General features: G+C 27.4%; 21 protein-coding genes and 1 other annotated feature. Of the genes, 13 read left to right on the top strand and 8 right to left on the bottom strand.

Annotation, left to right across the window (positions count from 1 at the left end; genetic code table 11):
• Positions 1 to 75: 75 nt before the first annotated feature.
• The gene (gene rocF, locus HUJ77_RS01890; RefSeq protein ID WP_291706875.1) at positions 76 to 981 is read right to left on the bottom strand and encodes an arginase; all 906 of its coding nucleotides are present in this window, start codon (positions 979 to 981) and stop codon (positions 76 to 78) included.
• A gap of 331 nt (positions 982 to 1,312) precedes the next feature.
• On the opposite strand from rocF, the gene HUJ77_RS01895 reads away from it, so the two are divergent.
• A complete protein-coding gene (locus HUJ77_RS01895) occupies positions 1,313 to 2,041 on the top strand; it encodes an alpha/beta hydrolase (protein WP_291706876.1) in 729 nt (242 codons plus the stop codon).
• A gap of 67 nt (positions 2,042 to 2,108) precedes the next feature.
• Here HUJ77_RS01895 and HUJ77_RS01900 read toward each other — a convergent pair whose 3' ends face one another.
• Positions 2,109 to 2,726: a hypothetical protein gene (locus HUJ77_RS01900; protein ID WP_291706877.1), complete on the bottom strand. Its 618-nt coding sequence runs from the start codon at positions 2,724 to 2,726 to the stop codon at positions 2,109 to 2,111.
• Between the two features lie 225 nt (positions 2,727 to 2,951).
• On the opposite strand from HUJ77_RS01900, the gene HUJ77_RS01905 reads away from it, so the two are divergent.
• The 3 genes from HUJ77_RS01905 to argS all read left to right on the top strand — a co-directional run bounded on the left by HUJ77_RS01905 (position 2,952) and on the right by argS (position 7,297).
• Positions 2,952 to 4,406: an LCP family protein gene (locus HUJ77_RS01905; protein WP_291706878.1), complete on the top strand. Its 1,455-nt coding sequence runs from the start codon at positions 2,952 to 2,954 to the stop codon at positions 4,404 to 4,406.
• 101 nt (positions 4,407 to 4,507) lie between these two features.
• Complete coding sequence (locus HUJ77_RS01910; protein ID WP_291706879.1) at positions 4,508 to 5,152, top strand: site-2 protease family protein; 645 nt, start codon at positions 4,508 to 4,510, stop codon at positions 5,150 to 5,152.
• A gap of 116 nt (positions 5,153 to 5,268) precedes the next feature.
• Positions 5,269 to 5,470, top strand: a binding site (T-box leader).
• Positions 5,471 to 5,605: 135 nt separating this feature from the next.
• Complete coding sequence (gene argS / locus HUJ77_RS01915) at positions 5,606 to 7,297, top strand: arginine--tRNA ligase (RefSeq protein WP_291706880.1); 1,692 nt, start codon at positions 5,606 to 5,608, stop codon at positions 7,295 to 7,297.
• Between the two features lie 22 nt (positions 7,298 to 7,319).
• On the opposite strand, the gene HUJ77_RS01920 is transcribed toward argS, so the two are convergent.
• Positions 7,320 to 7,493, bottom strand: coding sequence for a FeoB-associated Cys-rich membrane protein (locus tag HUJ77_RS01920; protein ID WP_291706881.1), 174 nt, complete (start codon positions 7,491 to 7,493; stop codon positions 7,320 to 7,322).
• A 376-nt stretch (positions 7,494 to 7,869) separates the two neighbouring features.
• On the opposite strand from HUJ77_RS01920, the gene HUJ77_RS01925 reads away from it, so the two are divergent.
• Complete coding sequence (locus HUJ77_RS01925; RefSeq protein ID WP_291706882.1) at positions 7,870 to 8,661, top strand: ribonuclease H-like domain-containing protein; 792 nt, start codon at positions 7,870 to 7,872, stop codon at positions 8,659 to 8,661.
• Between the two features lie 73 nt (positions 8,662 to 8,734).
• Here the strand turns inward: HUJ77_RS01925 and HUJ77_RS01930 are convergent, their stop codons facing one another.
• Positions 8,735 to 9,607: a ComEC/Rec2 family competence protein gene (locus HUJ77_RS01930; RefSeq protein WP_291706883.1), complete on the bottom strand. Its 873-nt coding sequence runs from the start codon at positions 9,605 to 9,607 to the stop codon at positions 8,735 to 8,737.
• 148 nt (positions 9,608 to 9,755) lie between these two features.
• Here HUJ77_RS01930 and HUJ77_RS01935 point away from each other — a divergent pair, with 148 nt between their 5' ends.
• On the top strand, positions 9,756 to 10,463 hold the full coding sequence (locus HUJ77_RS01935; RefSeq protein WP_291706884.1) for a lysophospholipid acyltransferase family protein: 708 nt from the start codon (positions 9,756 to 9,758) through the stop codon (positions 10,461 to 10,463).
• 356 nt (positions 10,464 to 10,819) lie between these two features.
• Positions 10,820 to 12,568, top strand: coding sequence for a phosphoenolpyruvate carboxykinase (locus HUJ77_RS01940; protein WP_291706885.1), 1,749 nt, complete (start codon positions 10,820 to 10,822; stop codon positions 12,566 to 12,568).
• A 129-nt stretch (positions 12,569 to 12,697) separates the two neighbouring features.
• Here the strand turns inward: HUJ77_RS01940 and HUJ77_RS01945 are convergent, their stop codons facing one another.
• Together HUJ77_RS01945 and HUJ77_RS01950 are read right to left on the bottom strand one after the other, a co-directional pair.
• A complete protein-coding gene (locus HUJ77_RS01945) occupies positions 12,698 to 12,907 on the bottom strand; it encodes a DUF378 domain-containing protein (RefSeq protein WP_291706886.1) in 210 nt (69 codons plus the stop codon).
• 60 nt (positions 12,908 to 12,967) lie between these two features.
• Positions 12,968 to 13,435, bottom strand: a complete 468-nt coding sequence (locus HUJ77_RS01950) for an Lrp/AsnC ligand binding domain-containing protein (protein ID WP_291706887.1) — start codon at positions 13,433 to 13,435, stop codon at positions 12,968 to 12,970.
• 298 nt (positions 13,436 to 13,733) lie between these two features.
• Here HUJ77_RS01950 and HUJ77_RS01955 point away from each other — a divergent pair, with 298 nt between their 5' ends.
• Positions 13,734 to 14,018, top strand: a complete 285-nt coding sequence (locus HUJ77_RS01955; protein ID WP_291706903.1) for a hypothetical protein — start codon at positions 13,734 to 13,736, stop codon at positions 14,016 to 14,018.
• A 68-nt stretch (positions 14,019 to 14,086) separates the two neighbouring features.
• On the opposite strand, the gene HUJ77_RS01960 is transcribed toward HUJ77_RS01955, so the two are convergent.
• Positions 14,087 to 15,100, bottom strand: a complete 1,014-nt coding sequence (locus tag HUJ77_RS01960) for a histidinol phosphatase (RefSeq protein WP_291706888.1) — start codon at positions 15,098 to 15,100, stop codon at positions 14,087 to 14,089.
• A gap of 120 nt (positions 15,101 to 15,220) precedes the next feature.
• On the opposite strand from HUJ77_RS01960, the gene HUJ77_RS01965 reads away from it, so the two are divergent.
• The 5 genes from HUJ77_RS01965 to HUJ77_RS01985 all read left to right on the top strand — a co-directional run bounded on the left by HUJ77_RS01965 (position 15,221) and on the right by HUJ77_RS01985 (position 18,896).
• Positions 15,221 to 15,721 carry a gamma carbonic anhydrase family protein gene (locus tag HUJ77_RS01965; RefSeq protein ID WP_291706889.1) on the top strand — a complete coding sequence of 167 codons (501 nt, stop codon included), beginning with the start codon at positions 15,221 to 15,223 and terminating at the stop codon, positions 15,719 to 15,721.
• 14 nt (positions 15,722 to 15,735) lie between these two features.
• Positions 15,736 to 16,578: a S1-like domain-containing RNA-binding protein gene (locus HUJ77_RS01970; protein ID WP_291706890.1), complete on the top strand. Its 843-nt coding sequence runs from the start codon at positions 15,736 to 15,738 to the stop codon at positions 16,576 to 16,578.
• Between the two features lie 125 nt (positions 16,579 to 16,703).
• Positions 16,704 to 17,510 (top strand): amino acid ABC transporter substrate-binding protein, encoded by an 807-nt coding sequence (locus HUJ77_RS01975; protein WP_291706891.1) that lies wholly within the window; start codon positions 16,704 to 16,706, stop codon positions 17,508 to 17,510.
• Between the two features lie 29 nt (positions 17,511 to 17,539).
• Positions 17,540 to 18,181 (top strand): amino acid ABC transporter permease, encoded by a 642-nt coding sequence (locus tag HUJ77_RS01980; RefSeq protein WP_291706904.1) that lies wholly within the window; start codon positions 17,540 to 17,542, stop codon positions 18,179 to 18,181.
• A gap of 10 nt (positions 18,182 to 18,191) precedes the next feature.
• The gene (locus tag HUJ77_RS01985; RefSeq protein ID WP_291706892.1) at positions 18,192 to 18,896 is read left to right on the top strand and encodes an amino acid ABC transporter ATP-binding protein; all 705 of its coding nucleotides are present in this window, start codon (positions 18,192 to 18,194) and stop codon (positions 18,894 to 18,896) included.
• Positions 18,897 to 18,953: 57 nt separating this feature from the next.
• Here the strand turns inward: HUJ77_RS01985 and HUJ77_RS01990 are convergent, their stop codons facing one another.
• Positions 18,954 to 21,593, bottom strand: coding sequence for a calcium-translocating P-type ATPase, SERCA-type (locus HUJ77_RS01990; protein ID WP_291706893.1), 2,640 nt, complete (start codon positions 21,591 to 21,593; stop codon positions 18,954 to 18,956).
• Positions 21,594 to 21,645: the final 52 nt, after the last annotated feature.

A 21,645-nucleotide genomic window follows, 5' to 3' on the forward strand; every position in this document is an offset into this window, starting at 1 on the left:
TAATATAATAACATAAAAATTTAAGAAATCAAAAAGAGACTGTTTATGCAGCCTCCAATTTTATATTATTATATATTACTTTCCTTCAAAGGCTTTAGAAACAACTTTTAATAGTTCAAGACAAGTTTCTAAAGTTCTTTTATTATTGTCTAGTACAGGATTAAATTCTACGAAATCCATAGATCTAACTAAAGAAGTGTTTATTATAGTTTCTATTACTTCTTTACCTTCAGAGAAGGATAAACCATCCTCTACTGGAGTTCCCGTACCAGGTACATATGCTGGATCTAAGCTATCAATATCGAAACTAAAGTGTATATTTTTAACATTATTTTTATTTAAAGCTTCTAACAATTCTTTTAATACTGTTTTTATGCCCTTTGCTTTAATATCTTTCATGGTCCATACATTTAGATTGTTTTCTTTAATTAATTCAAGTTCACCTAAATCTAAGTCTCTACAACCTAATAAAAATACATTTTCAGGTTTAACCTTTTGTCCATGGAAATAAAGATTTGTTAATTCTTCATAACCAATTCCCATAGAGCTTGCTAAAGGCATTCCGTGAATGTTTCCTGATGGGGAAGTTTCTGGTGTATTTATATCACCATGAGCATCCACCCAAACAACTGCAAGATCTTCCTTGAAAAATTTACTTGAGCCTGCAAGGCTTCCAATTGCTAATGCATGATCTCCACCAATTGTTAGTGGAAGATAAGAATTTTTTAGGGAATCATAAACTTTATCAGCTAGTCCAATATTTGATCTTACAACTTCATCTAAATACTTCATTTTTGCGTTTGCTGCGTATTTATCATTTGAAGAAACATTTTTTACATGAACTTCGCCCATATCACAGACTTCATGGCTTTTATTAAAGATATCTAGAAGGTTGTTCTCTCTTAAAATTTTTGGCCCTTTTTCTACACCAGGATTATCACATCCATAGAATAAAGGCATATCAATAATACTAATATTCATAAAACAAACCTCCAAATTGAATAAATTTTTTAGGGCAATAAATATATATTAATAGCTTAAAGTGAATATGTAAATAAAAAAATAAACTTTCTGTCAAAAATTTATTTTTTTTATGAATATTTAATAGAAATTAAAAAATACATACTATATTAATATAAAGTTTGTCTGAAAATGTGAAAATTCGTAATAATATTTTAATTGTAAATTTATTTTATCTATTTAATTCTAAAATTGCTAATAAGTTTTATAATTAATTTATATATAAAGCCTACACATTAAATTAAAAAGTTATTACAATAGATATGTCTAAATAAATATAAAGGAGTTAACAATGAAAAAAAATAAAGCTTTAAAAAGTATAATAATTATTTTAAGTATTTTAGTAATAGGAACATTATCTTTTATGTTATGGGCAAATAATAATTATGAACCCACTCCTGAAGCTATTTCAGTATTAGAGTCTGAAGATACAGTAGATATAAATGAAGATGAGTTTATAACTTTTATACCTAAGAATAAAGAGATAAATAAAGGTTTCATATTTTATCCAGGTGGAAAGGTTAATGAAGAGGCTTATTCTTTACTAGCAAAAGGAATAGCTGATGAAGGCTATTTAGTTGTTATAGTACCAATGCCATTAGACTTAGCAATATTTTCTCCAAATAAAGCAGAAGGGGTTATGGAAAAATATAGTGATATTGATATTTGGGCTATTGGTGGGCATTCCTTAGGTGGAGTAATGGCTAGTAAATTTGCAGGTGAGAATGATAATATAAAGGGATTAGCATTATATGCTTCTTATCCTAGTGGAGATGAACTTATAGATAAGAATATAGAAGTAGTGAGTATATATGGTAGTGAAGATGGTGTGGCTGATTTAGAAAAAATAAAAAATGCTAATTTATCTAAAAATAGTTCTCTATTTGAGATTAGAGGTGGAAATCACGCTCAATTTGGAAGTTATGGTGAGCAAGAAGGTGATAATAAAGCTACAATAAGCCCAGAAGAGCAAGTTAAGGAAGCTATAGATATAACTGTTAAAATGCTAGAAAAATTATAAAAAAATGCACTTCAAAATGTTAGATATATTCTCTAACATTTGAGGTGCATTTTATTATAACAATAATTTATGATATCATTTCACTAAGTTTTTGTAGAGCTTCATCTTTTGATTCAAAAGAAAATTTATGCTCTTTTATATAGTTTTGATCCTTTTCTGGAAGATGGCTAATTGGTTTAGAATCTGTGTACACTTTTTTTTCAGATTCAATAATATTTCCATCTTTATCAGTTTTAAATATAGAAATATATCCATTATCTTCACCTAAGTAATATTTATTAGCTTCAAATTTATCACTTTTTACTTCTTTATCGCGACTATATGTAAGCTTTTTTTCATCCTTTTCTATAAGTTTATATCCGTCTTTAGATAGTTCTTTTGAGAATTCTTCTTCTGTTAACTTTTCTTTCAAGTTTAATTTTTTCTTTATATTAAGAAAGTTATCTACCATATCTACTGTATCTTTAGTTTTTAAAGTTATGAAAATATCATCATTTAAATATTCATTATTTGAAAATACATTTTCATTTTGCGATTCTGAATTATTAGATTTAGTTAAATAATCAGTAATAAAATAGCTTGCACAAAAAGCAATAGCTAATAATGTAACTATAGTAACTAAAATAGCAGACTTTTGTTTTTTATTTAAATTTTCTTTTGAAGAATTATTATCCATATTATTCATGTTTATCACTCCTTGCTTAAATTATTGACAGCAATGAGATAAATTAAACATAACTTAGCTAGAAATTTTAAAAATTGGTTAATATAATAAGGTAGATATAAAAAGATACCATATTGTTATTCTTTTGTAATGAAAATTTATTTTAATTTTTGTATAATAAAAAAGATGCTATTGAGGATTGTATGATGTTAAGTATATAATAGGAAAGTAAAGGGAGGATTATAAATGAGTGAAAATGAATCATTAAAAAAAATAAAAGCTAAGAAAAGAAATAAAAAACGTAAGAAGAAAATTATATTGTTTTCTACTTTAGGGGTACTAGCTATATTAATAGTAGGAGCATTAGTATATTACAATCAAATAAGAAATAGAGTTCTTATAAAACCTACAACTAAGGCTAATGAAGAGAAAAAGGTTAATTATGAAGAAGTTGAAGGCATTACAAATGTTTTATTAATAGGTACTGACGGTAGAACTGAAGATGAAGCAGCTAGAGCTGATTCTATAATTATTGCTACTTTAGATAATAACAATAAAAAAATTAAGTTGACATCTATAATAAGAGATACTGTAGTAGATATTCCAGAGTATGGGGAAGACAAAATAAACGCAGCCTTTTTTTACGGATCTTCAGAAGTAAATGATGATGGAAAGCTAAGAGGCTTTGAAGGCGGAGCAGATTTACTTATGGACACCATACAAGAAAACTTCAATATTCATTTAGATAAATATGTAATAGTTAATTTCTGGGGATTTGAAGAAATCATAGATGAAATTGGTGGAATTGAAGCAGATATAAAAGATTATGAAATAGATGAAGTTAATAAATATATAGGTGAATCTACTGGAGTAAATTCTCCACCAATAACAGAAACAGGTGTGCAAACTTTAAATGGCCAACAAGCTCTTTCTTATGCAAGAATAAGATATGTAGGAAATGGTGGTTTTGAAAGAGGAGAAAGACAAAGTAAAGTTTTATTCCAAATTGCTACTAAATTAAAGGAAGTAAATCCTTTAAAATATATATCTATAGCTGATACATTATCAAAACAAGTAAAAACTAATATGGATATACCAGAAGCTTTAAATTTAGCGTATACAATATATAAATTACCTTCTTTAGATTTTGAGCAATTACAAATACCACAGGCAGAACTTATTGCAAGAGATGGCTATTATAAAGATAGAGGCTGGTCCTTACTTATTGATCTTGAACAAAGTTCACAGATAATGCATGATTTTATATTTAATAATAAGTTACCAAATCCAGATGAATTTGATTTGGTTTCAGTAATGAACGCAGCAGCAGCTTATGATTCTAAAGAAGCTAGATATAATTCTTTATATAATATAAAACCAGAAGATTATGATGATAGGAATAAAGAAGAACAAAAAACTCCAACACCACCAAAAACAGAACCGGAGAAACCAGTAACACCAGAGACACCAGTACCAGGAACAGAAACTGAGGAATCAGAAACACCAGAAACACCAGGAACAACTTCACCTGGAACTGGAACAACTGGAACAGAATCAGGATCAACACCAGGTAATAATACAATGCCACCATCAGCAGAAACACCAGCACCAATACAACCATCACCAGGGCAAAACACAACACCAACACAGGAATCAAAACCACAATCATCTGCTGATACAACAGTTAAACCAAATCCTTAATATTTCTGGTAATAAATTATGAAAGTGGAATGATATGTATGTACATTCCACTTTTGTTAAATATATTTATATAATTAAAAAAACTAATAGGGAGGACTAGAATGCAAAGTCAGATATTAATGAAGATAATAACAATTCCTGCAATACTAATTGCTTTTGTTGTACAAGGATATGCAAGAGCTAAAGTTGCTGATAAGCTAGGAGATAAAACACCTAAGTTTAATGGAAGGCTAACTTTAAATCCATTAGCACATATAGATTTAATTGGATTTGTAATGATTTTAATAGCAGGATTTGGATGGACTAAACCAGTGGAAATTAATCCAAGCGCTTTTAAAAGAGGTTATAAGGATGAAATAAAGGTAACAATAGCAGGACCATTAGCTAATTTAATAGTGTCATTTATAGGAATGTTTATATTTCAAATTTGGGGTAACTTGGCATACGGTATAGTATCAAGTTCTACTTTTTATATTATAGGAATGATGTTAAAGAGTATTTGTACTGTTAATATAAGTTTATTCATATTTAATTTATTACCTATACCAGGTCTTGCAGGATTTGATTTATTTAGAGAACTTAGTCCTAAGAACTTTTATAAGTATGGAATTAAAATGTACGATTATCAAATACCAATACTTATGATTATTGTTTTGTTGGGAAGCTATATTTTAACTTATCCTGTTACACTAATATATAAATTGTTTGCAATGATTGCTAGAGTAGTTCTAGGAATATTCTTTTAAAAGAGAGCTGTATTTTTACAGCTCTTTATATTTATAAAGTATAGAGAAGCTTTTTCATTTTATATTGACAATAAATCTTTCATTTATGTATAATGTTGATATTATATAAGAATATATTAAAATCTATGAAAAGAAGAGTACTATATTTGATTCTTTTTAGCGAGTAAGGGATGGTGTAAGCCTTATAAGATAGAATTATAGGAAGAGAGCCTTGGAGATAGCTACTGAAATTAAGTAGGATAGTTCGTTTGCTGCGTTAAAGCATTGAGTGGCATTTATTGCAATCAGAGTGGTACCGCGGATTTATTCGTCTCTTATTTATTTAAGAGACGTTTTTTTATTTTCTGGGAAATAATAATAGATAATATATTTTAAATCATAAAGGCACTTTAGCTTTTCATTTATTATATTTGAAAAATTATAATTTGCTTAAAAACTGTAAGGAGGATACAAATGGATTATAAGAAGAAGGTTGCTGAAGTCATAAGTAAGCATGTGGACATGGATGTTGAAAGTATTGAGAAATTAATAGAAATACCACCTAAAAGTGAAATGGGTGATTATGCATTTCCATGTTTTCAATTAGCAAAAGCTTTTAGAAAAGCTCCAAATATGATTTCAGAAGAATTAAAAGAAAAAATTGATGGTGAGGGTTTTGAAAAAGTAATTAATATAGGACCATACATTAATTTCTTCGTTGATAAAGGTGAGTTTAGTGAAAACACTATTAAGAAAGTTTTATCTGAAGCTGACAATTACGGATCAAGTGATATAGGAAATGGAAAAACTATATGCGTAGAATATTCATCACCTAACATAGCTAAGCCCTTCCATGTTGGACACTTATTTACTACAGCAATAGGTAATTCACTTTATAAGTTATTTAAGAAGGAAGGCTATACTGTAGAGGGAATTAATCACTTAGGTGATTGGGGAACTCAATTTGGAAAGCTTATTTCTGCATATAAGAGATGGGGAAATGAAGAAGCACTAGAAAAGAATGCTATAGATGAGCTTTTAAGAATATATGTTAAATTCCATGATGAAGCAGAAAAAAATCCTGAATTAGAAGATGAAGGAAGAGCTTACTTTAAAGCCTTAGAACAAGGAGATAAAGAAGTAGAAGCTTTATGGAAGAGATTTAGAGATTTAAGTTTAAAAGAATTTGAAAGAATATATAATATATTTGATGTTAAATTTGATTCATATGCTGGAGAAGCCTTTTATAATGATAAAATGGATGCAGTAGTTGATGAATTAAAAGAAAAAAATCTTTTAGTTGAAAGTAATGGAGCTCAAGTTGTTATGCTAGATGAGTATAATATGCCACCATGCATAGTACTTAAAGGTGATGGAGCTTCAATATATGCAACAAGAGACTTAGCAGCTGCTATGTATAGAAAGAAAACTTATAACTTTGATAAGAGTATATATGTAGTTGGAACACCTCAAGCTTTACACTTTAAACAAGTATTTAAAGTTCTTGAACTTGCAGGCCATGAATGGGCTAAAGATTGTGTTCATGTAGGCTTTGGATTAGTTAAATTTGCAGATAGAAAGCTTTCCACAAGAAAAGGTGAAGTTATATTATTAGATGACTTAATAAAGGAATCTGTAGATAAGACTTTAGAAGTTATAAATGAAAAGAATCCTGATTTAGATAATAAAGAAGAAGTTGCAAAGAAAATAGGTGTTGGAGCAATAGTATTTACTTATCTAAAGAATTCAAGAGAAAAGGATATTGTATTTGATTGGAAAGAAATGCTTTCATTTGAAGGAGAAACAGGTCCTTATGTGCAATATTCTTATGCTAGAGCAAATAGTATATTAGCAAGAGCAGGAGAATTAAAAGGTGTTGCAGATTATTCTAAGCTAAATACTAAGGAAGAATTTGAATTAATAAAATCCTTAGAAAGCTTTGGAAAGCAAATTCATTTGGCAACAGAAAAATTAGAGCCTTCTATAATTACAAGATATGCTATAGAAGTTGCAAAGCTATTTAATAAATTCTATAATGCACATTCAGTATTAAATTTAGAAGATGAAAGCTTAAAAGAAGCAAGAGTTAATTTAGTAAAAGCTACATGTCAAGTTATTAAGAATTCATTAGCTTTAATTGGAATTGAAGTAGTAGATAAAATGTAAAATAAAAAATGCATGGCAATAGCTATGCATTTTTTTGTGTTTTTTCTAACTTTAGTATATTGGATTTATCTTCATACATTGGACAATGATCAGAACAACTTTTACAGCTACAGCTACCTTTAGAAGAGTTACGAAAAGTTTTAAATAATATATACGCTGCTAAAGAAACAATTGCTAAAGTAATTATTATTTCCAAGAGAACACCTTCTTCTTATATTATTAAATTTGAGATGAGATACTATAAATAAATATTTAGTTTATTAATTTGAATATTTATTGTATTATTTTAATAGTGAAAATCATTATCATAGCCTAATAATAACAAAATGTTAAATAACAGTCAATTAAATAATTATAGCTAATATTATTTTACTAACGTAACTTTTAATTCTATGAACATAATATAAATTATATAATATTATGTAATATAAAGAGTTGTAATTATATAATATCTGTTATATGGGTAAAGTGCCTTAGAAATTTATTCTATATTCTTATAAAAGGTGGTATAATGTTATAAGATAAATTAAGGAATTAAAAGGTGATAATGATAAGGAAGAAAGAGTGGTAATGTGATTATTAGAGAGAATATAATAGAGGTAGACTCTATAAACAGAGAATTTATGCTTAAAACAGCTGATATAAGTAGGAATCCAGAAGAGCTTATTTTTTTTGACTTAGAACATTATGTATATAAAAAGCCAAAATGCATAGGAGTCTTTGGAGCTTGTATATTTGAAAATGGTAAACTATATGTAACACAATATATGATAGAAAATAAATATGAATCAATACAAATATTAGAATTAGCTAAAAAATACTTTTTAAAGATGAAAAATAAAGGGAAAAAGGCTATTGTCACCTTTTCTGGAAACAATGATTATACAGTAATTAATTATTTGTTTAAAAAATATGGAATAGAACTTAATTTTTCTAAGGAATTTGAAGATATAGATATCCAAAGAGAATATGAAAAAGAAATGAAACATTCTATAGGCCTTAAGAATTTAGAAAAAGATTTTAATATCCATAGAGAAGGGGAAGTTATAAGTGGATCAAACCTTGCTAAAACCTTTAATAAAGTATTAAAAGATAAAGACTATATATTAAGGATGCCTAAGGAAAAAATAGAAACAATTCTTTTATACAATGAACAAGACGTAACTAATCTATATAATATATATATGCTTTGGAAATCTTACGTGAATAATAAGGAAGAAAAAATTGAAACTAATGATAAGCAAATTAAAGAAAAAGAACTAAAAGAGGAATTCTTAGATACTGTTAATGGTGAAGTTATAGACATGAATGAGATCAATGAAGATAAAAATTTAATTAGCCAAGAAGATGCGGTAGGAGAATAAATATAAATTTATATATTAGTTTAAGAATTGTCTTCTTAAATGATAGATGCTCCTAAACCTTTAGGAGCATCTATCATTTAAAAGAAGATTTTAGTGTTTTTCCATCAGAAGTAATAATTATACTTCCATTAATATCAGTTCTATAAACTGTTGTGTTTTTAATTTTATCTAAAGTTTCTTTAGTGGGATGTCCATAATTGTTATCTTTCCCCACCGAAATTATGGTTATTTTAGGCTTCACCTTCTCTAAAAAGTTTTTGCTAGTTGAAGTAGAAGAACCATGATGACCAAGTTTTAATACATCACTTTTTAAGTTGAAGGATTTATTACTAACTTCAGATTCAACATTTTCTTCAGCATCCCCTGTAAATATAAAAGAGGTATTACCATAATATATTTTAATAATAGGTGAGTAATTATTTAAGTTATCGTAACTATCTAAACTAGGTGAGAAAACTTCAACTAAAGTATTTTCACCGAGATTTAAAGTCTTATTGTTAGCTTTTAATATTTTAATTTTAATATTTTTTCTAGATAAAGCTTCTGCCATATTTTCAAAGGTAGTAGTATTACTTTCGATTTTAGGAGAATAAAAATTAAGTATATTATAATTAGAAATAATATAGCTCATATTTCCAATATGATCTTCATGGGGATGGGTAGCAATTACATAATCAAATTGGGAAATATATATGGAGTCCAAATAATCAGTTAATTTCTTTTTTTCACTTCTTGGACCTGAATCTATAAGTAAATTCTTATTATTGACTTGTACTAAGATAGCATCTCCTTGACCAACATCAATATAATGGATTTTAATCTCATTAGGATTAATATAACTATTTTTCTTATAGATTAATTCCCTTAATAAAAAGATTGAAAGTATTAATAAAAATAATAGAAGTATATTCTGAGCTTTTTTTAGTAATTTATATTTTTTAATCATTTAATCTCCCTTATAAAAATAAAATTATATAAAAGGCATTTATTATATATTTTTTATTATAGACATGACATAATAAAAATATAATTGAAGAAAGAAAATTTAACATTTATAATATAATAAGACAAATTATGATATAGGAGTGGATTTTATGAAGTTTTATAAAATTATAGCATATGGATTTTATATGATATTTATGCAATGTAAAGCTATTAAACGTTGGTATATAGAAAAAACTAAGGGAGAAAAGGCTGCCATTGACTATAGTGGCAAAGTAGGTGAAGAGTGGGCAAGGTATACAATACATAAGGCATTAAATATGAATGTTACTGTTATTGGTAAAGAAAATATACCTGATGAACCATGCTGCTATATAGGAAATCATACAAGTATCTTAGATATACCATTATTAATTGATTCAGTTGGAAAATGTATGGGCTTTGTAGCGAAAAAGGAAATGGTTAAAGCACCAGTATTAGGATATTGGATGAAAAATTATAATTGTGTTCCTTTAGATAGAGAAAATGCAAGAGAGGCAATTAAAGTTATACGTGAAGGTGCAGAGAATATTAAAAAAGGATATAGTATGGCAATATTTCCTGAAGGTACAAGAAGTAAAGATGGAAAGCTTAGAGAGTTTAAGAAGGGGAGTTTAAAACTTGCAACTATGGCGAAAGCACCTGTTGTACCAGTTTCAATTAATGGTGCATATAGAGCTTATGAAATAGATGGCAAATTTAAACCTATAGATATTACTGTAACTTTTGGAGAACCTATATATACAGATAAATTAACTAGAGAAGAAGAAAAACAATTAATGGAAAAGGTTAGAGAAGTAGTATTAAAAAATCTTAGTTAAATATTATAAGGAGCTGTTAGTATGCAGCTCCTTTAAATTTGCATAAATTATCAGTAAAGTTTATAGTTTAACAAATAATTATGGATTATAATTTATTAAATAAAATTTAATTTTGGATATGTATAAATTATTATGTAAATAAATAATAAAATTTTCGCCAAATTGATAAATTATAAAAAAATTTTTTCATAAAAATTATTAATTACGTTTTCTTTATGCATAAATATAAAAAAGTCATAAATTTTATAAAAAATGAAAAACATTCTTTTAAAACTTGCATATTATGTGTTATAATATAAAAAAACAACAGGAAAATGAAATTTTGCAAAGAAGTATATTTCAAAAGGGGGCAAATCATGCGTAAAGAGTTTTCTATAAGTAATGATAAAGTAATAATTAATTTTACTGCAAAATATTGTAGTACATTTGAAGAATTGGTTGAAAGTCAAGGGTTTTATAAAACCATAGAGGTTTATTTGAAAAAATCAAAGAAGAAAGTTACATTAAGTTGGAGATATTTAAAAGAGAATTTAAAAACAGAAGATATAGATTTAATAGCATCTAATTTAATAAAAATATTTAAGTATTTTACAGTTATGAATGTTGAAGAAATAGTAGATGCAAATCCTAAATATAAAGATTTATTTTCAGATAAAGATAAGTTTATAGCTTTAATTGAAGATTTATATTTATTCTGGAGAACATTAGAAAGATATACTATTATACACAGTAACAAATTACAAGATGGATTATCAGCAGTTAGCTTTACACAAGCAAACTCATCTTTATCTAATTTAATATTAAAATTATACAGAAAAATTGAGAAAAATATATTAGGTTATAAGCCAAATGTATTTAGACAAATTCCTGTTGCTGGAAATTCTTCTATTATGGTAAATAAGGTATTATGGCCATTACCAAAAGGATATGAAGCATTAGAAGATGTTGAGTTTATTGACTGTATATTATTAGAAACTCCTTTTATAACATATCCTAAGAAAAATACAAGAAGTGGAATGTTTGCAGAGGTAAATGAAAATCCATTAGGGGATCTTTTCATAAATAAGGATCATTGGTTCTGTTATCCAGCTAAAGTAGGAGAATTAATTGCATTTATTTATTTCCATAGAGATTACATGCAACATGGAATAACTTTATGTAATTTATTTGAAATGGCAAGATTAGAAGAATATAGAGGTAAAAAACCAGATTTAGTTTATGTATTTGGTGCTACTGATAATAGCGGTAAAAAGAAAACTGTATTCTATGATGATAAAGAAAATAATATTATGGTTGGATATGTAAATCATTCAGAAGAAATAGATTACTTTGGATATATGAAGAAGATGACATTAACACTTCATAATTTAGTTATGATTAAGAGAGGATATTTACCAATACATGGAGCGATGGTTAATATTGAGCTTAAGGATGGTAAAACAGCTAATGTAGTTATTATGGGTGATAGTGGAGCAGGTAAATCAGAAAGCTTAGAAGCATTTAGAACATTAAGTGAAGACTATATTAGTAATATGACAATTATATTTGATGATATGGGAACATTTAAGGAAGTAGACGGAAAAATTTATGGTTATGGAACAGAAATAGGTGCCTTTGTAAGATTAGATGACTTAGATCAAGGCTATGCTTTTAAAGAAATAGATAGAAGTATATTTATGAATCCAGATAAAATTAATGCAAGATTGGTAATGCCAGTTGCACCATACAAAGAAATTGTTAAAGGTTATGAAGTAGATTTATTCCTATATGCAAATAACTATACAGAAGTTAAGGATAGGGATAACTCAATTGAATACTTTAAGACTCCAGAAGATGCAATAAAGGTATTTAAATCAGGAGCTAGAATGGCTAAAGGAACTACATCAGAAAAGGGATTAGTTGAAAGTTTCTTTGCAAATCCATTTGGACCAGCACAAAAGCAAGAAGAAACTAATATTTTAATAGAAAGATATTTTGATTCTATGTTTAAGGGAACTGTTAAAGTTGGACAAATTAAAACTTGTTTAGCTTTAGAAGGAAAAGAAAAAGATGGTCCAAGAGAAGCAGCAATAGAATTGTTTGATATTATTAAAGAAATGAAATAAATAATTAATAAGGGGCTGTCGCGACAGCTCCTTATTATATATGATATTGTTATTATTAAATAATTAGGTTATAAATTTTATAATATTATAAATATAAAGGGAGTAAATTATTACTCCCTTTATATCATATTATTCCTCTGAATTAATATATCTGTTTTTTGCGAAAAATGAAAGTGAATATAGTCCAGCAATACCTACTAACGCATAGATTACTCTTTCTAAAGCAGGCATGAAGCCGAATAAGTTGTTAACTAGATTATATTGGAAAAATCCAATCAACCCCCAGTTAACAGCTCCAACAATAACTAAAATAAGAACAATTGAATCTAATACTTTCATAAAAATCCTCCCTTTTATCGGTTATGAAAATAGTTTAACCAATAAAATAGGATTTATACTCTATATAGTAATATTTCTGTCAATAGGTTGATTTAAAGAAATGATAGTATCAGTTCTTTGAATCCCAGAAATTGGATTGATTTTGTTTAACAATATGTTTTGAAGGTCAGTAATATTTCTGCATACTACTTTTGCAAATACGCTATAAGTACCAGTAGTTAAATGTAACTCTACTACTTCTTTAATTTTTGATAATTCTTCAAAAACTAAATCGTAAGAAGAGGTCTTGTCTATATATATTCCTACAAAACAGCATACGTCATAACCAAGCTTAGGTAAATTTAATAGAATTCTTGTTCCTTTAATTATACCAAGCTCTTCCATTTTCTTCATTCTAACGTGAATTGTACCACCACTAACATGACATATTCTAGCTATTTCTAAGTATGGAGTTCTACAATCCTTTATTAATAATTCTAATATTTGATAATCTAATTCATCCAATTGATTAGTAAGGTTTATACTCATAAAATCACCTCATTTTAACATTTTTTTATTGCTTAATATATTTTATCAAATAATTATTTAAATTAGAAGGGTATTTTAATAAATTTAATAAAAATATTCATAATAATTAATATATTGCTAAAACTTTACTAAAGAATAATAATTTATAAAAATGCAATATGTAAAAATAAATAAATTTATTTATCTTGAAAAAATAGGGTATTTCTTTTAATATATAATAAGAAGCTTTCAAAGGAGGAATTATACTGTGGGCAACATATTATTTTATATAGTATATATTGCTATTACTATCGGATTAATGGCTTTATCATTCACACTTGGAAGAAAGTACGTATTTTCAAAGGTAAGAGTAAACAAATGGATTATATTAGCTATATCTGTAGCTTTATTCTTGGTTCAAATATTTGTTAAATCAACAAATCCTTGGGTAACTATGATATTTACTATAGTTATTCTTTGGTTCTTTATGTGGTTTATGGATATACATAATACAGGTGGACCTAAGAAGAAAGAAAAGAAAATAGAAATTAGACCAAAGGCTAAGCCTAATAGAGTTAAACATTTAAAAAATCAAGGAAAATAAAAGCTTTGAAAATAAATAAACATGACATTCTATAAAGTAATGTCATGTTTATTTATTTGTTTTTTTATTTAAAGAGTTTGGCTAGTTTTAATTATAAAAATTGGAGAGCTAAATGCTACTCTATTATCATCTTCTATTATTTTAATAATATACCAAGATTCATTATCTTCTTTCTTATGTTCATATAAATATTTAATACTATTTAAGTTGATATTCTCAATGGTTCTTATTATTTTTCCATTATTGCTTATTATTTGAATCTCTTTAATCTTATATTTCATATCTTCTGCAAAAATCATAAATCTTATCTTAGAAGATGATATAAAAATTTCGTCTCCCATAAATTCATCATTAATAGTAAAGTAAAACTTTAAATATCTAGATTCTGTTGAGTAAGTTCTTCTTTCTCTAAATGCAGAAATTATATTTGAGGTTGATAGGTTATTACAAATACAAACTGTTAAATTTTCAGATTCACCTAAGTTAAGCATATTATTTATACTATATTTACTTATAGCGCCTAACATCCATCCTAAATCTAATAAGTTGTAATAATATTTATCATTTTTTTGAAGCTTACTATTAACCTCTACAGAAGTTATTATTTTATTTAGAACTTCATTATAGTTAAGTAGTTTGGTGTTTTTATTTATATAGTTAAAGGTTATAAAAGCATCTATGTTATTAAGCATCCATAATGTTAGGATTTTAAAATCTTCAATTATATTAGTAAAGAAGTTATTACTGTTAATTATATTTATATCACCATATTGATTAGTACTACATTTAAATCCTACTAAAGGAATAAAGTCAGTATATTTTTTTCGAATTCTAGATGCATAGATTTTACTGCTTTGAAATTTTGAGTACTTACTTTCCCTTATATATACTTCATCAGAAAGATAAGAATTATGATCTGTGGTAAACATAAAATTTAATCCAAGCTTATATGCATATTCATATGCATCCATAGGAGCAATTTTACCAGTTGAATAGACTGTATCATAATTTGCTATTCCATAGTAATATTTAATATTTGATTTATCAAAGTTATCTATATCCTTACTTTTTTTCCTTCCCAACTTAAGCCCCTTACAATAAATTGTTATATTATATATATAGTATTTAACAAGTGTAAATAATGACAATAATATTAAGGAGTGATAAAATAACTTTAATAAAACAATTTGGAGGGATGAAAAATGATTTTAGATTTTAAGGGAATTAAACCAGCTATAGATAAGACTTGCTATATTTCAGATAGTGCTGATATAATAGGAGACGTTGTAATAGAAAAGAATGCTAATATTTGGTTCGGAACTACTATACGAGGTGATATGAGTAAAATTCATATTGGGGAAAATACCAATATTCAAGAAAACTCAGTTGTTCATGTAGATTTTGATTGCGAAACTAATATAGGTAAAAATGTAACTGTAGGTCATAGAGCAATTATTCATGGATGTAGTATTGCTGATAATGTTTTAGTAGGTATGGGATCAATTATACTAAATGGAGCAAAAATAGGAAAGAATAGTATTATAGGTGCTGGTTCTTTAGTAACTCAATATAAGGAATTTGAAGAAGGCGTTCTTATTATGGGTAGCCCTGCTAAAGTAGTAAGAAAGCTTACAGAAGAAGAAATTGCACATATAGAGCAATCTGCAATTAATTATGTAAATATTAGTAGGGAATACTTATAAAATCAGGAGGAAAGATGGTTAACATAGGTAAATATAATTTATTAGAAGTTAAAAGAGAAAAAGAATTTGGATATTATTTAGGGGATGAAGGTAAAACAGACGTATTATTACCTAAATCAATGACAGAAGGAAAAGAAATTAATGTTGGGGATAAAATAGAGGTTTTTGTTTATAGAGATTCAAAGGATAGACCAATTGCAACTTTTAAAAAGCCTTTAGTAACAGTTGGAGAAGTAGGATATTTAAAAGTAGTTTTTCAAACAGAATTCGGTGCTTTTGTAGATTTTGGATTAGATAGAGATATTTTTGTACCTTTAAAGGAGCAAAGATACAAACTACATACAGGAAGTAAATATTTATTTTACATTTATTTAGATAAAACAGATAGAATAGCTGCAACTACAGATGTTGAAGATTATATTTTAATTGCTAACGAAGATGGAAAAGAATATAAGATTGGCGATGAAGTAATAGGTCAAGTATATGGTAAAACTGAAGGTGGAACAGTACATATTGCTATTGATTCTAAATATAGAGGATTAATTTTACCAAATGAGTATTATACTGAAATATATCCAGGAACTGAAATGAAGCTAAGGGTTAGAAGACTATATGAAGATGGAGTAATAGGCCTAACTCCAAGACAGAAAAGATTAAGTGAAAGAGAAAAAATTCAAGAAGATATATTAAAGTATTTAAAGAAGAATGGTGGATTTATGCCATTTAATGATAAGTCTAAACCAGAAGATATAAAGGTAACATTTAATACAAGTAAGAATTACTTTAAAATGGCTCTTGGTGGTTTAATGAAAGAAGGAAAGATAGTTCAAGAAAAAGAAGGAACTAGATTAAAATAAAAAGGTAGCATATGCTACCTCTTTATTTTCAAAAAATTTAATATATTTGTTGACTTTATTACTTTAGTGTAGTAAAGTAATAAATAAGAAAAGCGTTGTGATAAATATTTAAGGGGGAATTATTTATGAATTTAAAGGTTAGAAGAAAAATATTATCAGTAGTATTAATGTCAATATTAGCTATTACATTAATATCCTGTGGAGAGAAAAAAAGTGAAAGCTATGTAGAAAAAGAAAAATTAGTACTTGGTTTTGATGATACCTTCGTACCAATGGGATTTAAAGATGAAAATGGGGAATATACAGGCTTTGATATAGATTTGGCAAAGGAAATTGAAAAGAAGCTAGGTAAGAAAATTGAACTTCAACCAATAGATTGGAGTATGAAGGAAACAGAGCTTAACAATGGTAATATAGATTTTATTTGGAATGGATATAGTGTTACTGAAGAAAGAAAGGAAAAAGTGGAATTTTCAATTTCTTATTTAAATAATAGACAAGTTATTATAACATTAGCAGATTCAGAAATTAATTCTAAAGCTGATTTAAAAGGTGTTGTAGTTGGGGCTCAAAATCAATCAAGTGCAGTGGATGCAATAGAATCAGATGGTGATATAATAACTACTTTTAAAGACGGTAAATTAGTAACTTTCGATACTAATAATGAAGCTTTAATGGATTTAGAAGCAGGAAGATTAGATGCAGTAGTGGCAGATGAAATATTAGCTAAGTACTATATTAATCAAAGAGGCTCTGAGAAGTATAAAGTATTAGATGAAGACTTTGGAGAAGAATCCTATGCTGTAGGTATGAGAAAAGATGATAAAGAATTAGTTGAAGCTTTTAATAAGGCATTTAAAGAATTAGTAGATGAAGGAATAGCAGGAGAAATATCTAAAAAGTGGTTTGGTGAAGATATTATTGCTAAATAAAAATACAGGAGGGGTTTATTTTGGAACTAATAAATGAAATAATAGCTTTTTTTCCTCAAGTGATAGAAGGACTAAAGGTAACAATTGAAATTTTTTTAATAACACTAATACTATCAATACCTTTAGGAGTTATAATTGCACTTGGAAGATTATCTAAGATAAAGGCAATTAAATCATTAACAGGAATATATGTATTAGTTTTAAGAGGAACTCCTTTATTGCTTCAAATATTATTTATATTTTTTGGACTACCATTAATAAATATAAATATTCCAAGATTTCCAGCAGCTATATTAGCAATGGTATTAAACTATGGAGCTTACTTTGGAGAAATATTTAGAGCAGGTATTTTATCAATAGATAAAGGGCAATTTGAAGGTGCAGAAGTTCTTGGGTTAACTAAGAAGGACACATTTTTTAGAATAATAATGCCACAAGCATTAAAGAGAATATTTCCACCAGTAGCTAACGAAGTAGTTACATTAGTAAAGGATACAGCTTTAATATATGTTGTAGGCTTAGATGAATTATTGAAAATCGCTAAGATTGCAGCCAATAGAATATCATCTATTATGCCTTTTGTAGTAGTTGCCATTGTATATCTAATTTTTAATGGATTAATAACAAAAATATTAGAATTAATAGAAAGAAAGTTTAACTATTATGAGTAGGGGGGATACTATGCTAAAAATTCAAGGATTAAAAAAGAAATTTGGAAATTCAGAAGTTCTAAAGGGAATAGATTTAGAAGTAAATTCTGGAGAGGTAGTAGTAATAGTAGGACCTTCTGGTGGTGGGAAAACTACACTATTAAGATGTGTAAATGGACTTGAGTATTGTGATAGTGGCACTATAGAAATAGATGGAAAGTACTTATGTAACGAAGGAATTTATGCAGATAAGAAGAAATTTAATGAGGCAAGAAGAGAAATTGGACTAGTTTTTCAAAATTTCAATCTTTTTCCTCACATGAATGTTTTAGATAATCTGATAGAAGCACCAAAAAGAGTTTTAGGACAACCAGAAGAAATTGCAGTAAAAAATGCCAAGGAAATTTTGAGTTTTTTAGGTCTTAAAGATAAGATACATGAATATCCATATCAGCTATCAGGTGGTCAAAAGCAAAGAGTTGCTATTGGTAGAGCCTTAGCTTTAAATCCAAAGCTTATGTGCTTTGATGAACCTACATCAGCTTTAGATCCAGGCTTAACTGGAGAAGTTTCAGAATTAATAAGGTCTTTAGCTAAGGATGGTATGAGTATGCTAATTATAACTCATGATATGAGTTTTGCAGAAAAAGTGGCAGATAAGATTTATTCAATAAATAACGGAGTATTAACAAGTGGGAATTTCTATAATGAAAAATTTAAAGAATTAAAGAATTAAGGGGCTGTCGCGACAGCTCCTTATTATATTGATGTTATTTATATTTCTATATTCTTATTATAGCTGTTTAGAAGCTTTTTTCTTATCACTTTCCCTAAAGAAAACTTTAACAATTTCGTTAATTGCAAAAGGAATTAATGAAATTAATAATACTATTCCCCAGTCCTTTAAACTAAGAGAGTATACTTTAAATATATCAGCTGTAAAAGGAATAGTTATTATAGCAAATTGAAGGGCTATACCTAATAATAATGATCCTATTAGCCATTTATTTTTAAATATCCCAACCTGGAATAGTGATTTTGTTTCATTTCTCATAGCTAGAGAATAGAAAAGTTGAGAAACACTAAGAACAACAAATGCCATAGTTTGAGCATGCCTTAATGAGTCAGGATATAAATATTCACCTAATAAAAATGCAAATAAGGTATTAGCACCTATTAATATTCCATTTAGAATCAATAGTATCCCAATTCTACCAGCAAAAAGGCTTTCTTTTGGGTTTCTTGGAGGAAGCTTCATTACATCTTTATCACCTGGGTCTACACCTAAGGATAATGCAGGGAAACTATCTGTTATTAAGTTTACCCAAAGGATATGAATAGGTAAAAGAGGAGCAGGCCAATTTAAAAGTATTGCTATAAATAAAGCAATTACTTCACCTAAGTTACAACTTAAAAGAAAAATTATGGATTTTTTTATATTATTAAAAATATTTCTTCCTTCTTCTACTGCTTTAACTATTGTAGTAAAGTTATCATCTGTTAATACCATATCAGCAGCACCTTTAGCTACATCTGTTCCAGTAATGCCCATAGCAACTCCAATATCTGCTGCTTTTAAAGATGGAGCATCATTTACACCATCACCTGTCATAGAAACTATATTTCCATAGGACTTAAAAGCTTTCACTATTCTTACCTTATGTTCTGGTGATACTCTTGCAAATACTTTATAATTATTAACAATCTTTGTGAATTCCTCTTCCGAATAACTATCTATTTCACTTCCAGACATTGCTTCGGAAATATCATTTACAATTCCAAGTTCTTTAGCAATGGCCACAGCAGTATTTTTATGGTCTCCAGTTATCATTATAGTTCTAATACCAGCGTTTTTACTTAATTCAATAGAACCTTTTACTTCTTCTCTAGGAGGATCTATCATTCCCATAAGTCCAATAAATATTAAATCATTTTCTAATTCATCTATTGGTACATGTTCATTGTCTATGGGTTTATAAGCAAGGGCTAGAACTCTTAAGGCATCATCTGACATTAAATTAGAAGCATTTAATGTTTTGTTTTTTTCTTCCTTAGAAAATTCTTTAATTTCACCATTAATCAATATTTTATTAGAAATTTTTAAGATGCTATCTATAGCACCTTTTGTAAATACATAGTATTTATTTTCATATGAATTTACAGTAGTCATAAGCTTTCTATCAGAGTCAAAAGGAATTTCATTAACTCTTTTAAAATTTTTATTTAGGTCATCTTTAAATATATTAATTTTATTTCCAACATCAATTAAGGCAACTTCTGTTGGATCTCCAGTTTGAACTCCATCCTTTGAAGTGGCATCATTACAGAGAATCATTCCATGGGTTAGAAGTTCAGTTTCTTTATTATTAATATCTATTGATTCTAAGTCATATATTTGTCCATTCACATAATATTTTTTAACTGTCATCTTATTAATAGTTAATGTACCTGTTTTATCTGAACATATTATATTAACAGAACCTAAGGTTTCAACAGAAGGCAATTTTCTAATAATTGCATTTTCTTTAATCATCCTTTGAACACCTAGAGCTAACACAATAGCTACTATAGCTGGTAATCCTTCCGGAATAGCAGCAACAGCTAAACTAATAGAAGTCATGAACATCTCTAATAGATCTCTACCTTGGAATATAGATATTACAAACATAATTATTGAAATTCCTACAGCAGCAAAGCCAAGAATTTTTCCTAGTTCAGCTAACTTTTTTTGAAGTGGTGTAGAACTTTCATCTTCTGAATCAAGCATTTTAGCTATTTTACCTATTTCAGTATTCATGCCTGTATTAACAACTATTCCAGTACCTCTACCATAGGTTACTAAGGTAGACATAAATGCCATATTATGTTGGTCACCTATAGGAACTTCTTCACTTTCTGTAATTACATTAGAGTCTTTCTCAGAAGGAACAGATTCACCAGTAAAGGCTGATTCTTCAATTTTCAAGTTAGCAGATTCAACTATTCTTAAATCAGCAGGAATATATCTTCCAGCGTCAATAATTATAATATCTCCAACTACAACTTCTTCTGAGGGTATCTCTATAATATTTCCATCTCTTTTCACAATTGCCCTTGGAGTTGACATACTTTTTAATGCTTCTAAAGCCTTTTCAGCCTTAGACTCTTGTATAACTCCTATAATGGCATTAATAAATATTACTATTAAGATAATAATTGAATCACTAATTTCTCCAACTACAAAAGAAATAATAGCAGCAATTAATAAAATATAAATCATAATATCATTAATTTGAGCTAAGAAAAGTTGAAATATAGATTTTTTCTTTTTTCCTTGAATTTTGTTTAATCCATTTTTATCTAATCGTAGTTTGGCTTCCGAAGAGGAAAGGCCATTTATTAAATCAGTGGATAATTCATTTACAATTTCTTTAGATTCTTTGTTAAACCACATTTAAAAACCTCCAAAATTTAAAAATATTTTATGAAAAACCTATATAAATATA

The organism is Clostridium sp. (assembly GCF_021443865.1).
GTDB lineage: Bacteria > Bacillota > Clostridia > Clostridiales > Clostridiaceae > Clostridium.